Here is an 18,742-nt window from a genome sequence, read left to right on the forward strand (position 1 = left end):
TAAAATACGCCTCTGGGTATGTGTCCAGAGGCGTATTTAGTGTTTAGGCTATTCTATGTTTATAAAAGGTATAGCTACCATATACCCAATAGATGCTTAAACTAATTAGCCAAATTACTAATAGGTAGTTAAACCAGCTAGCTGGCTTGAATCTTAAAGTGGCAGTATTAAGACCTTGATGCTCATGAACATAGGGGGAACCGATTGATGAGCGTTGGTAGTGGGTAACTCTCCTACCGTTTACTGTAAGGACAGATTCATGATAAGTGACTAATGGGAGACGTTTTGTTCCAGAATGATCAGCTGTCCAGGTAAGTTTTAATTTTCCACCCTTAAGAACAGTATGATGGAAATTATTAGCATTCTTAATGATTTGAGACTGGTAATCATAGGAGTGTTTGGATTTATTTCCTGCATAGTTTGAAGGCAGAGGGAGATAGTCAGGACTGCGTTTTTCAACTAGGCTTAGTAGTTGTCCAGGGTGTGAGGATTGGGTTGAATAACGGATCGCTGCTTTGTTAGTACTGACTTTCGCTAACGCACTGAGGTTAGCGAAAAGTGCATCAGAATAGTAGTTGGCGACCTTCCTTGAGATCGTAATGTTGGTTGGGATAAATACAAGGAGAAGGGTTACAACAAGAATTCCAATTGAAGAGTTGCGACTAAGTGAGTATTTAGGAGTTGAGTTGACGATTGTTGTAATGGTCATCGCAATTCCTGCGAAAAGGAGGGGGTAAGCGATAATTGTCAAACGGCTAGGAAATTGTAACGTGTGGGAAAGAAAGGGAAGCCACTGTTGAAACTTTTTCCAGGGAGTAATAACAGAACTTAAGATCAAGATTAAGAAACCCCAACTCGTGATAAATGTATTGAGCGATGAGCGGTGGGGTTTTCTAATAACGAATATAAATTGAGCAGTAAAAAGGAACCAAATGAAAAACGAAAGAAATCTCCGGTTATTACTAAAGGTTGCTGGACGTAGAGCATTAGCAAATAGGTTAAAGTTTGCCGGATAGGCGATATGGTTATTGAGGTTAATCATGAGCAATGCGCCCCAGATATTAGCGGTTAAGATTATTGTCCCAATTACCGCTTTGAGTAAATCTATCCACATTAATCGAGGATTGTTAGAATGGATGAGTCCAGCAATAAAAAACGGAATTAAGGCAACCACAAAAAATACGGAGCTCAAAAGATGGATTTGCATGATGATAGTCATGACGGTCATTAATTGAAGAACGTTAATTGGTTGTTCACTATTTTGAATCATCCTAATACCGCAGATGATCATGTATGGAGATAAGGCGGCACCCCACGCATTCATATTTTGTGCTAATTCCCAACGAGGTAACCAACCGATGTTCATGTAAATAAAAGCGGTAATTAGTGCAATACTTTGCTTACTATGGAGTTTAATGCATAGTTTATACATCCCGGTTCCACCGATAAAGTAAATAAGAAGATTAGTGATGATTTGGTACCGATACCAACTTCTGGCAAACAGAAGGATTATCCCGTTAAAGTAGGCAAATAGTGGACAGTACGTAGCATTGATAATTCGGCCACTTTGTTGAAAAGAATAATTACTTTGAAAGTAACTAAAATTCCAGTACCGAATTTGCTGAGCTGTTTCATAAAAACGATTAAAATGAAAAATTGAATCTGTCCCGAGGATAACCCCTTGGGATATTATTTGTGGCGATATTATTAAACAACTCATAATAATGATGAGGTAATAAGGGAATCCCTGCTTAATTAACTTGATGGTTTTTTCTTTCATGTTTTTTAGTTAGGTAGAGAAAAATATTTTCTTTAGGCTAGCTTATTCCTTTCATTGTGAATACAATAATTTAATTATACGCTATTATTATGATCATGAGGAAAAATTAGTTACTTCAGTTAGGAGTTCGGGAAAAGTTATTCTTGTTATGAAATATACAAATGCGCTATGATTAGTGTGTTAGGGAAGTGAGAGAATGGCAAAGTTAGTAATTGTTCGTCATGGTCAGAGTCAGGCAAACCGTGATAATATTTTTACAGGGTGGACTGATGTTCCACTGACTGAAAAGGGAATTGAGCAAGGACAGATGGTAGGTGATGAATTGGCCAAAATGGGGATCCAATTTGACGATGCCCACACCTCATATATGTCGCGAGCAATTAAGACAATGAACATTATTCTGGATAGGGTTGATCAACTTTATATCCCAGTATATAAAACTTGGCGGTTGAATGAACGCCACTACGGAGCACTTAGTGGGTTAAATAAAGCCAAGGTTAAAGAAAAAGTCGGTGCAGAACAACTTCATCGTTGGCGTCGTGGTTACAGTGAGATTCCACCAAAGTTGAAGCACCGGCAGCATGAACGACGGTATGATCGCCTGGGTGTAAAGATGCCTTCCAGTGAAAGCCTTGCAATGACCCAGAAACGATTATTGCCCTACTGGCAGGATCAAATTGCTCCACGACTGCTAGACGGAAAGAATCAGTTGATAGTTGCTCATGGGAGTTCATTACGGGCATTAATTAAATATCTTGATCAAATTCCTGACGATCAAATTGATAAGGTTGAAGTTCCAAACGGTAAACCGATTATGTATGAATTTGATCCAGTATTAAATATCGTTAAGAAGACTTTTATTACAATGGATGGTGAAAAAAATGACAATTCATGAGATTGAAAATAACCCGAATCTAAATGGACAAATTCGTTTGATCGAAAACGTTACGTATGGTGCTGCTGATGGTCAAGCATTAAAACTTGAACTTTTAACCCCATGGACACAACGGTACCCTCAACAATATAAGACAGAACCACGACCACTAATTGTATTTGTTCAAGGAAGTTCTTGGCGGTTACCAACATTTGGTGAAGAGATTCCTCAACTAGTACAATTTGTTAAGAATGACTATGTTGTTGCCACGGTGCAACATCGTAATTCATTGGATGGTTATCCTTTCCCAGCATTTCTTCAGGATGTTAAGACAGCAATTCGTTTTTTGCGTGCAAACGCGAAAAAGTATGCTATTGATCCTGAACGGGTTGCCATCTGGGGAACTTCTTCTGGTGCGAATGCAGCAATGTTAGTTGGCCTTACAGGGGACGACCCTAAGTACAAGACTGCTGCTTATGATGATCAATCTGATGCCGTTTCAGCGGTTGTATCTTGCTTTGCTCCAATGGATGTTGCTGAAACGTTTAAGTATACGGCGAATGTTCCGGGAAATGAAATTCTAAAGTATTGCCTTTTTGGTACTGACAAAAAGAAGTGGCCCGAAATTATGCGTGAAATGAGTCCCTTGTACCGAGTAAAAGCAGGAAAACGGTACCCATCGTTTGAACTATTTCATGGAGATGCGGATAAGATTGTCCCTTATCATCAAATGGAAGAAATGTATGAGAAGTTAAAATCTGTTGGTGCAAATGTTGAAGCCTATCGGGTTACTAACGCTAATCATGAACTTGATTTTTGGAGTCAAAGAATTTACGATACGGTTCTTGAATTCTTAGATAAGAAGCTAAAGCATTAATATTATAAGAAATTAACGAGAGCGTGACAGAATACCGCTCGCAAGCACAAATAAGCTTTCGACGTTTATCTTGTCGAGCGCTAAAGACCATTCTTACTGCGCGTTGTCGTTGCCTTTTATGTCACACCTTCGTTATTTTTAATAATTAACATATTGACACCTTACTATAAATAAGTTATATTTTACCTATGATTTATTAGGGGGAACACGTCATGAAAAACATTCAATTTTTTAGCGTTGTTTGTTGCTGTGGATCGCGTCTTATGCGACCCATGTCTTGGCGTATCCAAAATTAATTTGGCCTGCTAATACAGTCGGGGTAAGTGCATAAGGCGCAATTTCAAGTGTTTTTCTTGGAATTGCGCCTTTTTGTATCATTTTATTTAGCTAATTTATAAGGAGAAACATTATGCACTTTAATCCTCAATTAGTACATGGTGACAACAGTGAAGATAAAAATACGGGTGCCGTTTCAACACCAGTTTATCGTTCTTCAACCTTCCACCGAGATTAACTGAGCGGTAATCTTCAATGGGAATATTCACGAACAGGAAACCATACCCGGACGTCGCTTTCTTCAGGTTGCAGATATCGAAGCAATTAGTAAGATCGCAAAGAAACATGGTGTTAAAACGATTGTTGATAATACGTTTGTAACATCTTATAATCAGCGGCCATTAACTTTAGGGGCACGATTAAGAAGTCACCAGGAAAATGCTGATGCGGTGATTAACTTTTTACAAGGTGATTCGCGAATTGCCAATATTTATTACCCTGAATTAATTGATTTTCCTGGTCATGACATCGCAGCAAAACAGACGCGTAACTTTGGGGCGATGATTAGTTTCGAGTTGAAGCCAGAATTGAAGATCCTGAAGATATTATCGTTGATCTAAAACAGGCTCTAGGTAAATTAAAGCAAGAGAAAGGATAATTTAACTATGTGGGAAATAATCAGAACATCATTACCTCAACTCCTAGCAGCGGGATTTAAATATACAATTCCGCTAGCGTTAATTTCATTTTTCTTTGGATTAATTATTGCTTTAGTAACTGCATTGATTAGACTGTCGTATCAACGCGGGCCGTTTATCCTACTAAAATGGTTTGCTCAATTTTATGTATGGCTTTTCCGGTCAACTCCGCTTTTAGTTCAACTGTTCATTGTATTCTTTGGATTACCGTATTTACGGATTAAGGGAATTTTCCCTCACGGGATTAAATTAGAGCCATTTACCGCTGGAATTGTTACCTTTTCGTTGAATACGGGGGCGTATGCTTCGGAAACGATTCGGGCAGCAATTAGTTCAGTTGCGAAGGGACAGTGGGAAGCTGGTGCAGCAATTGGGATGACCCGCCTTCAAATATTATGGCGCATTATAATTCCCCAAGCACTTCAGGTGGCATTACCACCGTTATCAAATAGCTTTATTAGCCTGGTAAAGGATACTTCATTGGCAGCCTCAATTACGATTATGGAAATGTTTGAGGTTAGTCAGCAAATTGCAGCTGCGAATTACCAGCCATTGTTAATGTATACATTGGTAGCATTAATTTATGCGGTGTTTACCACGGTCCTTACAATCATTCAACATTACTTAGAGAAACGATTGGGTAGTCAGATCAGGATAAGTTAGGTAGGTGACATGCAATGAGATTGATTCAGATTAACAAAACATACGGCGATAAAACAGTATTGAAAGATGTAACATTAGATTTTCCAATAGGGAAGGTAACCGTCCTCGTCGGTCCATCTGGTTCGGGAAAATCGACAATCCTCCGGTCACTGAATTTTTTAGTGACACCAGAAAGTGGTCAGTATGATTTCAATGATCATCAGATTGATTTTAGTCAAAGTATAAGTAACAAAGAAAAATTAGCAGTTCGTCGGGAAACCGGGATGGTCTTTCAGGATTATAATCTTTTCCCACATAAAACGGTTCTGGGAAATATCATTGAGGGGCCTACTCAGGTTTTGAAGATGGGAAAAAAGCAGGCAATTAAAGTAGCTAAGGAGTTATTGGCTAAGGTGGGGCTAGCGGACTATGGGGATGTATATCCTAGTGAATTGTCAGGTGGACAAGCGCAGCGAGTAGCAATTGCGCGTGCACTGGCGATGAAGCCACGGTATGTTCTTCTTGATGAACCAACTTCTGCTCTAGATCCAGAATTAGAGTTAAGTGTTTTGAAGGTTCTTCTCCAATTGGCCCATGAAAAGCAATCGATGGTTCTGGTAACTCACAATATGGCGTTTGCTAAACAGATTGCAGATAAGATCATTTTCGTGGAAAATGGTGAAATTATTTATGATGGCGATCCGAAAAAATTCTTTTCTCAGGATAATTCAAGTAAACGAATCAAGAATTTTATCGCTTCAATGACAATGGAAAACTTAAAGTAAAAAGGAGAAAATTAAAATGAAAATGTGGAAAAAAGTACTGTTAACATTAGCTGCAATTACACTCGGAACAAGTGCCGGGATTAGTAATGTGTACGCTGCTTCATCAAAGGTCAATTCAGAATTAAAGCAAAAAGGTGAACTCACGATTGGGTTGGAAGGAACCTACTCCCCTTATTCATACCGGAAAAACAATAAGTTAACTGGTTTTGAAGTTGATCTCGGAAAAGCGGTTGCTAAGGAGATGGGGCTCAAAGCTAAATTTATTCCTAGTAAGTGGGATTCTTTAGTAGCTGGTTTAGGTTCTGGAAAATATGATGTAGTGATGAATAATATTACTCAGACCCCAGAACGGGCGAAAAAGTACAATTTTTCTACTCCTTACATTAAGTCACGGTACGCTTTGATTTTGCCTAAGGATAGTAAGATTAAGGATTTGAAACAGATTAAAGGAAAGAAGATTGTTGCTGGTACTGGAACAAATAACGCTGATGTTGTAAAAAAGTATCACGGTACGCTTGTGCCAAGTAGTGACTTTAGTAATTCGTTAGCAATGATTAAACAAGGCCGGGCTGAGGGAACTGTTAACTCACGTGAAGCTTGGTATGCTTATAGTAAGAAACACAGTACTAAGGGATTAAAGATGATTGATGTTTCTAGTGAGGCAAAGCCTGTAAATATCTCTGCCCTCTTCAATAAAAATGATAAGGCCATTCAAGCTTCTTACAATCAAGCTCTCAAGAAGCTTCAAAAAGACGGTACCATTAAAAAACTTTCTCAAAAATACTTCGGAGCGGATATTACGGAATAAGAGTGCGATTCAGAGTGTGAACCGTGACGAATTAGCAATCGAGCACTAAGAAATCCCGGACGATGATTGTCCTGCAATCAAGTCCGGAATATTTAGGCGGAGATTGCGGTCACGGTGAACACATTTCGACTTAGTTGCCTAGAACCGCTAGTTCGAGGAAACCACAGCGAAGCAAGCCTATTTAGTAGGACATAAGTTGCATAACACAAAAATAAATTCCCCTTAGCATGCTAAGGGGAATTTATTTTAATTATTACCTAGTTTAGGCTAACGTTCCCATTGGATCCCAAGGCTTTAAGACAATTGGTTCTTGAGCCTGAGCCTTCTTTAGCTTGTCACTAAGATATTTCTTGTTAACAACAATTTGGTAGCAATACTTGTCCATCCAAGCATCGCTCATTACGAAGTAACCCTTGGTACCGACTTTTGGTCCCCAAGAATTTTCTACTTTCCACTTGGTTGGCTTGTCATTTACCAGGTCAACACCAGTAAGGACCATTGCGTGATCCATCATACTTTGACCATAGTCAAGGGCATCCGCCTTAGTCATTTCGAGATCCGTATCAAATAATTGAGCGTAATCATAGGTGTTTAATGCCATGATCCCGAGCTTCGTTTCAGAATATTTAACAACGTCAGAACCAAACCAAACACTTTCGCCAGCCTTCAATTGATCGATTGCTAGTTGCTTGAATTCAGTCATTGGAAGGTTTAAGTGTTTAATTTGACGCCCACCGACAACGTTACCTAACATATCGATAGTGTATGTCTTGTAATATTCCTTATCCGCAGTTGGCGCTTGAATAATTGAAATGTAATCATCAAGGTTCCAACCGACATACTTTTTGAAGAATTCTTGTGGAGTAATATTTTCTTCACGGTGGAATTCATTATCTTTCTTTGTCCGGTATTCAAAATTAAAGTGGCTAGCTGGTTCACCAAAGGCATATGCAAGCATCCGGTAAACATCATTCAACATTTCTTTCCGCTTTGCGTTGACGACTTCTTCATCCGCGTGGTCTTCATTAATCATCTTTCGTAAAATTACTGCATCGTGGCGTAATTTATTGTTGAGCAGAGAATTAATCCCGTTTGAGCGGTTAGAGTTAAATGATTCCGGCATTGCAGATTTTGGCATTACCCCGTACTTCTCGATTAAAGCACAGAGCATATCCCATTGGCCACCATCAGATTGTGGGGCTTCCATTAACCAGGCAATTTTCCGGTCACTAGTAGGAAGACTAGCAGTTTTAATTACGTTTTCGTAGAAGTAGTTTGCCTTTTCAAACTTATCCCAGAAGAATTGGTAAGATTGAGAAAACTCGAAGTTGTCAGGCAAGTTAAACCGGTGTTGCATGTCATGACGCATCGTGTTTAATGCTGCAAACATCCAGCAACGACCTGATTGCTTTTGGTCGGCAACATCCCCGGTCTTTAAATCAATTGAAAAGTGGGGAGCATTATCAGCAATTGAGTGCCAATTAAAACTAGCAGCGTTAACCCCATTTTTGGTAACGGCATTCTCAAGTACGCTACTTTCCTTACGTTGGTGATAATACTGGTGAAAATCGTTAATTGCTGAATTAGTAATATTAAAACTCACGACAGTTCACACTCCTTAAATAGTATTACCTAATATTATAGTGATTTAAATGCGGAAAGAAAATCCCTTATAAACACAAATGACTCCATAGTTCATTTCACCGAGCTAGGAGTCTTTTTTGAATACTATTTATTTTAGTATTTTGCTTCCCAGGTCATCTTTTCAACAGCATTTTTAGCATCTTTAGCTGAAGAGAGACCTTGATCAATGGCAGATTGAGCGACTGCAATTGCGACAGTCTTGGAGAATTTAGTCATATCTTTAACAGGAGGAAGAACAGCGGCACCAGGCTTAGTTGGATCAACTAAGCCAACAAGTGAATGAGCAGCAGCAGCGAGCATAGCATTATTAATATGCTTTGCTTCCGTTGCAATTGCCCCAAAACCAACTCCTGGGTAAATTAACGCATTGTTTGCTTGACCGATGTTGTAGGTAACACCATTATATTCAATGTCGTCAACTGGGATCCCGGTTGCAACTAATGCACGACCGTCAGTCCACTTTAGGAGGTCTGCAGCCCGTGCTTCGGCAAGTTTAGTTGGGTTAGAAAGAGGGAAGATAATTGGTCGTTTAGTGTGTGCTGCCATTTCCTTAACAATTTCTTCAGTGAAAGCTCCTGGTTGGGTAGAAGTCCCGATCATGACAGTTGGGTGAATCGTCTTCACTACTGTCGTCAAGTTAGTCAATTCATCGGCATTGGCAAATTCATCCCGTTGCCGAGTAAATGGCTTTTGCTTTGGTGTTAATCCTTCAGTATCTTCAAAGAGTAATCCTTGCTTATCAACTAAGTAAAAGTGTTTCTTGGCTTCAGCGGGATCCATTCCTTGACGAACTAATTCTTCAAAGAGCATCTTGGCAATTCCCATTCCGGCACTTCCGGCACCAAAGGTTAAGAACTTTTGATCAGCTAATTTTTCCTTAGAAATGTTTAGTGCGCCTAAGACACCGGCAAGGGCAATGATCCCGGTTCCTTGAATATCATCATTAAAGGTCAAGATCTTATCTTGGTACTTATCAAGAATCCGTGCAGCAGTTCCCCGACCAAAGTCTTCAAAGTGGAGCAGACTCTTTGGGAATAGTTCTTCGACTGTATCAACGAACTTATCGATAAAGTCAAAGTATTCTTGACCAGTGATCCGGTGGTGCCGTTCACCAAGGTAGTTTGGATCTTTGAGGAGAAATTCATTATCTGTTCCTGCATCAATAGAAATTGGCAGAACTTGGGAAGGGTTAACTCCGGCAGCGGCAGTGTAAACCATTAGCTTCCCAACGGCAATGTCAACCCCATCGACACCCCAATCACCGATTCCTAAGATCCCTTGAGAATCAGTAACGACAATAAGACGGATATCACGACCGCAACTAACGTTTTGAAGGCTTTCCTTAATGTCTTCGGGATGCTTAACTGAAAGGTAAACAGCATCTTGAGGGCGAAGGTAGCGTTCATTATACTTTTCAATGGCTTCAGCGATCACCGGATCGTAAACGATTGGCATCATTTCTGCAATGTGTTTTTCCATTAAGTAGAAGAAAAGTGTTCGGTTAGCGTTGAAGACTTCCATTAAGAAATGTCGCTTTTCAATTCGGGATGTCTTACTTTCATAAAGAGCGTAAGTATCGGCTTCCTGTTCTTCAATTGTTTTTACTCGTGGTGGTAAGGTACCAATCAATCCTAATTTTTTTCGTTCATCGATTGTAAACGCGGTTCCCTTATTCTTGAAAGGGTTATTGAGAATTAACATTGCATCTGACATTATTAAAGATCTCCTTTTAATTGGTTATGTATAACTTAATGATAGGAAGGTCATTAGGATATAGTCAAATTTATGCTATCCTATAAATAAATTTGATATACCTGAATGAAGAGCTACTTTTGAGGATAAAATGAAAATTAGAGATTTAGAATACTTTATTGAACTTGTAAAAGATAAAAACTTTTCAGTAGTTGCCGATCGTTTCCATGTTAGTTATCTAACTATCACAATGGCAATTAACCGATTAGTATAAAAATACGGAGCCCCTTTTATTCGTGATCATGTTAAATTAGAGGTTACTGAAGCCGGATCAAAAAAATGCTCCAAATGTTATTAAGAGGAGAACTAGGTATGTCGCTTCTTAGTTCCGCAAGTTTACTGATATAAATAAGGCAGAAAGCCCGTGACTTTAGTCATGGGATGAATGCCTTTATTTTGCTATAATTTGACTACGGAAAGGTGGTGAAAAGATGCTAAAAGGCATTAAGATTCGTTTATATCCAAACGAAAATCAAAAAAATAAACTATGGCAAATGTTTGGTAATAACCGCTTTGTTTGGAATCAAATGTTAGGAATGGCTAAGCAACGCTATCAAAACAATCCAAGTAGCCAATTTATAAATGGCTATCAAATGGATGCTTTGTTAAAACAATTAAAACAAGAATATCCGTTCTTGAAGGATAGCGATTCATCAAGCTTACAAATTGTTAATCATAATCTTGATCAAGCATTTAAAATGCTATTTAAGCATCGTGGTGGTTATCCGCGGTTTAAGAGTAGACGGACAGCTAAACAAGCATATACGGGAAAATCTACGATTTCTGTGGTTGCTAAGCGTTACTTAAAATTGCCAAAGTTAGGCATTATCAAGACTAGTAAAACTAATCAATTAACTAACTGTAAAATTAAACGTTATACTGTTAGCCATGATGCTACTGGTCGGTATTATCTATCGTTACAGTTAGAAGCGCCAGAACCACTCTCACTACCTAAAACAGGTAAAAAAGTTGGCATTGATGTTGGAATAGCTGATTTAGCAATTAGTTCTGATGGAGAAAAGTTTGGTACTTTTAATGCTAAATGGTTAGAAAGACAAGCGCTCGCTTGGCAAAGCAAATATGCCAAGCGTAAACACTTAGCAACGATTGCCCAAAGGCAATGGAATCATAACCATAAAACGGTTAAAGAAGAACTGGATGACTATCAAAACTGGCAACGGGCACGAAAACAAAAGGCTTGCTATCAGCAACGGATAGCAAATAAGCGAAAAGACTACTTGCATAAGCTAACAACTTATTTGGTGAAAAAGTATGACGTGATTGTCATTGAAGATTTGAAAGCCAAGAACCTTCAAAAGAATCATCATCTAGCTAAATCAATTGCTAACGCGAGTTGGTATCAATTTAGGACCATGTTGGAATATAAATGTGCGTGGTATGGTAAACAATTAATTACTGTTAAGCCAAACTATACTAGTCAAATTTGTAGTCAATGTGGCTATCACAGTGGTAAGAAATCACTAGAAATTCGTGAATGGACTTGTCCTAAATGTGGTACCCATCACGATCGGGATATTAATGCGGCAGTTAATATCTTGCATAAAGGATTAAAAGCCGTAGGCTAGGGACTAGCCGTGGTAAATAGCAAAGTTCTGTAAGTTAGGTATTATGAATACACATGTAATATCCTAAATACTACTTTGTGTTCCCAGAAACCACCGACTTTAGTCGGTGTGTAGTTCATATTATTATGAGTCGGCATCACTGTTTGGTTTAGAGAAAGAAAGTACAATTTAGTGATCTCAAAAACGGTCCTTTATATTGCCAGATGTAGACTTTATTCACCAACAAGCTTTCCGTCAATGTGTTGCCTTGCCCATATTCGCCCTAAAGTAATTTATCGGACAAATGATATTCACATTATTAAGAACATGGTTGCTGAAAATTTAGGAATTTCATTTTTAACAAAATTAGTAATCACCCCTAATGATCGTTTAGCAGATTTAAGCTTAGCCGATTCTTAATTATGAGGCGAAAACTAAGAATCACGAGGAAACTTCGTGAAAAAATAAAGAAGCTGTGACGTAAGTTTTCTATAGTGCAGTAAATACAAAATGGCTCTAGCGTTCGGATTTTCCGAACGCTAGAGCCATTTTGTACTTGTGGGGCTCCCAGAACCTAGCTTTGCGCCGAAAAACGGACTAGTACTAGGTCTGGCTCATTCCCTAAAATTAAGATCATTTACTAATTTTTGCGTCTTATATATTATTGACGGGCATGAAGCAACTTTGCTCCATCTTGAGTTCCGACAAGGACATCATTGACTTGATTTAAGAATAAACCATCTTCAATTAAACCAACCATGCCAATTAATTCTTTGTGAAGGGCAAATGGATCATTTATTTCTTCAAGGTGTAAGTCAATGATGAAATTTCGTTGGTGCGTGCGGAATTTATCACTATTATCAGGAAGCATACGCCAAGTTGGGTTGTAACCACGACGGGCCAGCTTAGTAAAGAGGTGTTGACTTCCGTATGGGGTTACTTCAACTGGTAGCGGAAATGCACCTAAGTGATGAACTAACTTTGATTCATCAACAATCCACATTACGTGGTCAGAGTAATTAGAAACGATCTTTTCCCAGAGAAGGGCACCACCGCCACCTTTGATTCCCTGAAAATCATCACTAATCTCATCGGCCCCATCAATAGTAAGGTCGATGTGATCAACATCATCAATTTCTTCAACCTTAATTCCTAAGCTTTCAGCTTGGCGAGTAGTTCTATTTGAGGTTGTGACACAAACAATATCAGTTAAATCACCATTTTTAATGTGTTCACCAAGGACCTCAACTAAGCAGTGAACAGTGGAGCCGGTACCAAGACCGACAACCATTCCTGGACGAATATATTTAACTGCTTCACGGCCAACTTGTTGTTTTAGCTCATCTTGATTCATGAGTTTCCTCCTTAGGTTTTAGAAACGATCTTCTGGTAACAATAACTGCTGATATTCAGGATGCACCTTAAATTGCTTGACTGCATAAGGACACATTAATTTTACTGTTAGTTGGTGTGCGGTGGCATATTTAACGAATCGGTTAACTAATTCTGCCGCGATGCCTTGACCACGATAATCGGGATGAACGAAAACTCGTTCAACAACGACCCGATTAAGAACGCCCGCTACTTTAGGGAAATTAATTTCGCCAACAAAAGGTTGTTGGTCATCACTGGCGACAATTCGATCTTCTTCAATTTTGTAATCCATTTGATCACATCCATTCAATCTTACTTAGCTCAAGGTAAAGTCATACCATAAATCCTATATCTATTTTATAATAAGTAGATAGTTTATAAAAAGGATTAGGTGATATAAATGAAACGCGGATTTAAGATTGTTTCTAGTAAGCAAGCTCAGGGGCTTCATTTACCAAGCCGGCAAACTGCTAATGCAGCAGGATATGACTTTGAAGCCGCTGAAGATTTCGTCCTGCCATCTATTTGGAAAGGGAACTTTTTGAAGATCCTTTGGAAACTCCACCAGCAAACAAAGTTAACTGATAAAGAACTTAAAGATGCTGATCGATGTCTTAAACCGTATCTCGTACCAACTGGGATTAAAGCTTATATGCAAGATGATGAATTCCTGCTATTAGCAAACCGCTCCAGTGGTCCATTTAAACGTCGATTAATCCTACCAAATGGAGTCGGAATAGTGGACGCTGACTACTACGATAATGATAGTAATGAAGGAGAAATCTTCTTCCAACTCATTAACTATGGTTTAACGGATTATTACATTAAGAAGGGTGAGCGAATTGGCCAAGGAATTTTTATGCCATTCCTTACCATCGATGATGAGAAACAACCACGAGCCCAGCGGGTTGGTGGATTTGGCTCAACCAAAAAGTAATATAGCAAATCTTAAATAAAATCGGAATAATTTCGGACAATTTTTTCTGAAATTGCCCATATTTTTGCCGGTGGAACGGTCCAATGCTTTTTTTTGAAGTAATTGGTAGGGCGCACTTTTATTTCAGGATCGTTGTTAGTAAGTAATTTTTAAGGAAGAAAGGAAGGCATAAATGGCCAGAGTTAAAACGCAATATGTTTGTCAAAATTGTGGCTACAGTTCACCGCGGTATTTGGGAAGGTGTCCTAACTGTGGAGAATGGAATACGTTAGTTGAAGAACAGGTTCAGTCTTCAAGTTCAAGTGCAACTACTCGGCGGCCAACCACAACCTTAACTGGCTTAGTTGCCAAACCACAAAAAATTGGAGAAATTAATAGTCATGAAACACCTCGGGTAAAGACGAATCTAAATGAACTTAACCGGGTTCTTGGTGGAGGAATTGTCCCAGGGTCGTTGATTTTAATTGGTGGGGATCCAGGGATTGGAAAATCAACACTTCTTCTTCAAGTTTCCGGTCAATTATCTAGCGAACACCACCGAGTTTTATATGTTTCTGGAGAAGAAAGTGCTACCCAGATCAAGATGCGGGCGGAACGACTTGATGTGGCAGCGGATGATTTTTATATTTATCCCGAAACGAATATGGACAGCATTAAGGATACAATTCGAGAATTAAAACCAGAATATGTCGTGATTGATTCTGTTCAAACAATGCAGGCTACCGATGTTACTTCTGCTATTGGGAGTGTTTCTCAGATTCGGGAAGTAACAGCGCAGTTAATGCAGATTGCCAAAAGTAATAATATTACGATATTCGTAGTTGGTCATGTTACCAAGGGGGGTGCAATTGCCGGACCGAAAATTTTGGAGCACATGGTAGATACCGTTCTGTATTTTGAAGGTGACCTTCACCATACTTACCGAATACTGAGATCGGTAAAGAATCGTTTTGGTTCGACTAATGAGTTAGGGATCTTTGAAATGCACACGAATGGCCTATCTGAGGTTAAGAATCCTTCAGAAATTTTTCTTGAGGAACGGTTAAAGGATGCTAATGGATCGGCTGTGGTGGTTTCATTGGAAGGAACTCGACCAATTTTAGTTGAAATTCAGGCGTTGGTCACACCAACTGTTTACGGAAATGCTCAACGAACCGCTACAGGTTTAAATAGAAACCGAGTATCATTGATAATGGCTGTTCTTGAAAAACGAGCAAGTTTGATGTTACAAAACCAAGATGCCTACCTTAAGGCAGCTGGTGGTGTAAAATTAGATGAACCCGCAATTGACTTAGCGATTGCAATTAGTATTGCGTCAAGTTATCGAGATAAGGGAACCAAAGCCACGGATGCATTTGTCGGTGAAGTTGGCTTGACTGGCGAAATCCGGCGGGTCAACCGAATTGAACAGCGGGTTGCTGAAGCACAGAAGCTTGGTTTTAAGCGGATCTTTGTTCCCAAGAACAACCTAAAGGGCTGGCAAGCACCAACCGGAATTGAAGTTATTGGGGTAACAACTCTGCGTCAAGCGTTGCGTCTTGCTTTAGGCTAATTTGAAAGTGAGGGTTGATTATGCGAAAAAAAATTATTCGATTAATATATATTGTTGTTGGGGCCGCAATTGGTTTTTATTACCTGCCATTATTTTGGGACTTAGTTAAGGTTCACTTAAATAATGCACTCTTAGTGTTTATTGATATTATTCTGGGAGCTTTTATTTTCTTTATTCTTTCGTTACTGCTTGCTAAACCAACAGAACAGTTAGTTGTGCGGATTGAAAAGAGCCTGACAAAGTTAAGTCCAGTCTATCTATTTTTTGGGACACTCTTAACAATTGTGGGGTTGGTCCTTGCAGTTTTAGTTTCGATTCCACTTTGGCGAACTGGAATTCCAGTTATTAATAACGTTTTACCGATTTTGTTAATGATTACCTTTAGTTATTTTGGATATCGGATTGGAACAACTCGGCTGGACGATTGGAAAAATTTACTTTCTGGACATCGGGTTCGACCAAAAAATTTAAATACTGAGGTTATCGACCAAAAGGATGAGAATTACCACCATTACAAGATCCTGGATACTAACATCTTAATTGATGGGCGGATTTATGATTTGGTTAAGACGGGGTTCTTGGAAGGGACATTATTGGTTCCCAACTTTGTTCTTTACGAATTACAATACATTGCCGATTCGGGCGAAAACATTAAACGAGTTCGGGGACGACGTGGTTTAGATATTTTGAATAAGCTGCGTAAAGAGAAGATCGTTCCCATTGAAATGTACGATGGCGATTTTGAAGATATTCCTGAGGTTGATAGTAAACTAATTGTGTTAGCAAAGAAGGTTAATGGGGTAATTGTGACTAATGACTATAATTTAAATAAAGTTATTCAGTTCCAAAATGTCCAGGTTTTGAATATTAATAACCTTGCAAAGTCGTTGCGGCCGCGAGTAATTCCTGGGGAAACGCTTAACGTTGTTGTTGTAAAGAATGGGACTGAGCGTCAGCAAGGGGTTGCTTACTTGGATGACGGAACGATGGTTGTTGTTGAAGATGGCCGTTATTTCATGAACAAACGAATCGAAGTTGAAGTTACTAGTGCCTTACAAACCGATGCGGGACGAATGATATTTGCGCGCCCGCTTCACTCTCGGCGAGGGATTAACGAGAAAAATAGTGAATCCTCTAAGGGAGAAAAGAAGGTAACAAAATCGGATAAAGATTCTAAATAGTTATTTACAAATGCCACATAGTTTTATATTCTAGACACCGCGAGAGTTATTTCTTAACTTTATCGGCGCCTTTTTGGAAAATGTTCGTATTATAGATGGGAGAGGGTTGAAATGACAGACATAGAAATTGCTGACCAAGCCACACTCGAACCAATTAATAAGATTGCTGAGAAAATGGGCCTTAAGGAGGACAATATTGAACAATATGGGAAGTACAAGGCAAAAATTTCATTACCAGTTGCCGAGAAACCGGGAAAGAAGCATAAACTGATTCTGGTAACCTCAATCAACCCCACTCCAGCTGGTGAGGGAAAATCGACTGTTTTAGTTGGCTTGGGGGATGCCTTAAATCAATTGCACCACCAAACGATTATCGCAATGCGGGAACCATCAATGGGACCTGTTTTTGGAATCAAGGGTGGTGCGACTGGTGGGGGTTACAGTCAAGTAATTCCGATGGAGGATATTAACCTGCACTTTACTGGAGATCTCCATGCTTTAACTAGCGCTAACAATACTTTAGCAGCCCTAGTTGATAATTATGTTATGCGGGATAACAAGTTAAAGCTTGATCCGCGGCGAATTATTTGGAAACGTGTAGAGGACGTTAATGATCGAGCATTACGAAATGTAATTACTGGGCTCGGTGGCATTATGCAAGGAATCCCGCGGCAAACTGGCTTTGATATTACTGCCGCATCAGAATTAATGGCGATCTTATGTCTTTCTACTGATTTAATGGATCTAAAGAAACGGATTAGTCAGATCGTCGTTGGCTATACCTACGATCGTGAACCAGTAACTGTAGGCCAACTTGGGTTTGAAGATGCGATTACAATTCTCTTAAAGGATGCAATTAAGCCTAATTTAGTACAAACTCTTGATCACACTCCGACAATTATTCATGGGGGACCATTTGCTAATATTGCCCATGGCTGTAATAGTATTTTGGCTACCCAAACAGCACTTAAGTTGGCTGATTACACAGTAACAGAAGCTGGATTTGGTGCGGACTTGGGAGCTGAAAAGTTCCTTGATATTAAGCGGCCCGTTTTAGGAAAGAATCCAGATGTTGTTGTGATTGTTGCAACTGTTCGTGCCCTTGAATATAACGGTGGTGCTAGTCTAGATGAAATTAAAGAAGAGCAACTGCCTGCGCTTGAAAGGGGGATTATTAACCTAAAACGTCATATTGAAAACATGCAACGTTATGGTTTGCCAGTTATTGTTGCGATTAACCATTTTACCAATGATACCGATGCTGAAATCAAATTCATTGAAGATAATTGCAGGCGACTTGGAGTTAATGTAGTTGTTGCTGATAGCTGGTTTAAGGGTGGTCAGGGTACTCAGGATCTCGCTAAAGAAGTTGTTCGCTTGGCTGAACAAAAGAGTGGTTTTAAGCCCCTTTACAAGGCTAGTGATTCAATTGAAGAAAAGGTAAATACGATTGCTAAGTCAATCTACGGTGCAAAAGACGTTTCGTTTAGCAAGAAAGCCAAGAAACAATTAAAGCAGTTTGCTAAGTATGGGTGGAATGATTTACCTGTCTGCATTGCCAAAACTCAGTATTCTTTTACTGATGATCAGAGTCAGCTAGGAGCACCGGTGGACTTTACATTCCATATTCGCGAATTTGTACCAAAGTTAGGGGCTCGTTTTATCGTTGCCCTCTCTGGAAATATGATGACTATGCCAGGACTTTCTAAGGTACCAGCCGCAGTTAACATGACGATCGATGCTAACGGTAAGATAACGGGATTATTCTAAATTAGATAATTTTGTTCAAAGAAAATAATAAAGGCTTCAAAGTGAGTTTTTCTCCCCTTTGAAGCCTTTCTGTGTATAAAAAAAGAGATAGCTTGGGAAAGCTATCTCTTTAGGAGTATTATGAGGACTTGGGGTATCCTCATATAAATTATTTTTTCGGTTACTATTGGGAGGAGTAATTGAAAAATAATAGGTTTCATTAGTAGTAAAGTTTAGTATCTTTACTA

Annotated in this window: 18 protein-coding genes; 13 read left to right on the top strand and 5 right to left on the bottom strand. The window is 39.2% G+C overall.

Annotated features, from left to right (window positions below):
* Positions 1-43 precede the first annotated feature (43 nt).
* Positions 44-1,780: a cell division protein gene (locus H5R64_RS03615; RefSeq protein WP_182582857.1), complete on the bottom strand. Its 1,737-nt coding sequence runs from the start codon at positions 1,778-1,780 to the stop codon at positions 44-46.
* Positions 1,781-1,976: 196 nt separating this feature from the next.
* Between H5R64_RS03615 and H5R64_RS03620 the strand changes: the two genes are divergently transcribed.
* From H5R64_RS03620 to H5R64_RS03645, 6 genes are all read left to right on the top strand, one after another.
* The gene (locus H5R64_RS03620; protein ID WP_182581316.1) at positions 1,977-2,675 is read left to right on the top strand and encodes a 2,3-bisphosphoglycerate-dependent phosphoglycerate mutase; all 699 of its coding nucleotides are present in this window, start codon (positions 1,977-1,979) and stop codon (positions 2,673-2,675) included.
* On the top strand, positions 2,662-3,531 hold the full coding sequence (locus tag H5R64_RS03625) for an alpha/beta hydrolase (RefSeq protein WP_182582859.1): 870 nt from the start codon (positions 2,662-2,664) through the stop codon (positions 3,529-3,531). Before H5R64_RS03620 ends, H5R64_RS03625 begins: the two co-directional genes overlap by 14 nt.
* A 725-nt stretch (positions 3,532-4,256) precedes the next feature.
* Entirely contained in the window at positions 4,257-4,427 is a 171-nt protein-coding gene (locus H5R64_RS08710; RefSeq protein WP_231818586.1) for a PLP-dependent transferase, read from the top strand.
* A 45-nt stretch (positions 4,428-4,472) separates the two neighbouring features.
* Entirely contained in the window at positions 4,473-5,168 is a 696-nt protein-coding gene (locus tag H5R64_RS03635; protein ID WP_182582861.1) for an amino acid ABC transporter permease, read from the top strand.
* A gap of 14 nt (positions 5,169-5,182) precedes the next feature.
* Entirely contained in the window at positions 5,183-5,932 is a 750-nt protein-coding gene (locus H5R64_RS03640; protein ID WP_182581313.1) for an amino acid ABC transporter ATP-binding protein, read from the top strand.
* Positions 5,933-5,948: 16 nt separating this feature from the next.
* Positions 5,949-6,740, top strand: coding sequence for a transporter substrate-binding domain-containing protein (locus H5R64_RS03645; RefSeq protein ID WP_182582864.1), 792 nt, complete (start codon positions 5,949-5,951; stop codon positions 6,738-6,740).
* 262 nt (positions 6,741-7,002) lie between these two features.
* Here H5R64_RS03645 and H5R64_RS03650 read toward each other — a convergent pair whose 3' ends face one another.
* Positions 7,003-8,343 carry a C1 family peptidase gene (locus H5R64_RS03650; RefSeq protein WP_182582866.1) on the bottom strand — a complete coding sequence of 447 codons (1,341 nt, stop codon included), beginning with the start codon at positions 8,341-8,343 and terminating at the stop codon, positions 7,003-7,005.
* Positions 8,344-8,477: 134 nt separating this feature from the next.
* Positions 8,478-10,097: a malolactic enzyme gene (locus H5R64_RS03655; protein ID WP_220476713.1), complete on the bottom strand. Its 1,620-nt coding sequence runs from the start codon at positions 10,095-10,097 to the stop codon at positions 8,478-8,480.
* A gap of 130 nt (positions 10,098-10,227) precedes the next feature.
* Between H5R64_RS03655 and H5R64_RS03660 the strand changes: the two genes are divergently transcribed.
* The 3 genes from H5R64_RS03660 to H5R64_RS03670 all read left to right on the top strand — a co-directional run bounded on the left by H5R64_RS03660 (position 10,228) and on the right by H5R64_RS03670 (position 12,121).
* On the top strand, positions 10,228-10,350 hold the full coding sequence (locus tag H5R64_RS03660) for a helix-turn-helix domain-containing protein (RefSeq protein ID WP_182581310.1): 123 nt from the start codon (positions 10,228-10,230) through the stop codon (positions 10,348-10,350).
* Positions 10,351-10,567: 217 nt separating this feature from the next.
* A complete protein-coding gene (locus H5R64_RS03665; RefSeq protein WP_182582868.1) occupies positions 10,568-11,722 on the top strand; it encodes an RNA-guided endonuclease TnpB family protein in 1,155 nt (384 codons plus the stop codon).
* A gap of 171 nt (positions 11,723-11,893) precedes the next feature.
* Positions 11,894-12,121: a type 2 periplasmic-binding domain-containing protein gene (locus tag H5R64_RS03670; protein WP_182581308.1), complete on the top strand. Its 228-nt coding sequence runs from the start codon at positions 11,894-11,896 to the stop codon at positions 12,119-12,121.
* 241 nt (positions 12,122-12,362) lie between these two features.
* On the opposite strand, the gene rpiA is transcribed toward H5R64_RS03670, so the two are convergent.
* Positions 12,363-13,055 carry a ribose-5-phosphate isomerase RpiA gene (rpiA, locus tag H5R64_RS03675; RefSeq protein ID WP_182582870.1) on the bottom strand — a complete coding sequence of 231 codons (693 nt, stop codon included), beginning with the start codon at positions 13,053-13,055 and terminating at the stop codon, positions 12,363-12,365.
* Positions 13,056-13,073: 18 nt separating this feature from the next.
* Positions 13,074-13,367, bottom strand: a complete 294-nt coding sequence (locus H5R64_RS03680) for a GNAT family N-acetyltransferase (protein WP_182581306.1) — start codon at positions 13,365-13,367, stop codon at positions 13,074-13,076.
* A 108-nt stretch (positions 13,368-13,475) separates the two neighbouring features.
* On the opposite strand from H5R64_RS03680, the gene H5R64_RS03685 reads away from it, so the two are divergent.
* The 4 genes from H5R64_RS03685 (at position 13,476) to H5R64_RS03700 (ending at position 18,515) form a co-directional block, all read left to right on the top strand.
* A complete protein-coding gene (locus tag H5R64_RS03685) occupies positions 13,476-14,012 on the top strand; it encodes a dCTP deaminase/dUTPase family protein (protein ID WP_182581305.1) in 537 nt (178 codons plus the stop codon).
* Between the two features lie 172 nt (positions 14,013-14,184).
* Positions 14,185-15,564 carry a DNA repair protein RadA gene (gene radA / locus H5R64_RS03690; RefSeq protein ID WP_182581304.1) on the top strand — a complete coding sequence of 460 codons (1,380 nt, stop codon included), beginning with the start codon at positions 14,185-14,187 and terminating at the stop codon, positions 15,562-15,564.
* A 20-nt stretch (positions 15,565-15,584) separates the two neighbouring features.
* Entirely contained in the window at positions 15,585-16,745 is a 1,161-nt protein-coding gene (locus H5R64_RS03695; protein ID WP_182581303.1) for a PIN/TRAM domain-containing protein, read from the top strand.
* Positions 16,746-16,856: 111 nt separating this feature from the next.
* Entirely contained in the window at positions 16,857-18,515 is a 1,659-nt protein-coding gene (locus H5R64_RS03700; RefSeq protein ID WP_182581302.1) for a formate--tetrahydrofolate ligase, read from the top strand.
* The last annotated feature ends 227 nt before the right edge of the window (positions 18,516-18,742 follow it).

Source organism: Limosilactobacillus fastidiosus (assembly GCF_014145505.1).
Classification (GTDB): domain Bacteria; phylum Bacillota; class Bacilli; order Lactobacillales; family Lactobacillaceae; genus Limosilactobacillus; species Limosilactobacillus fastidiosus.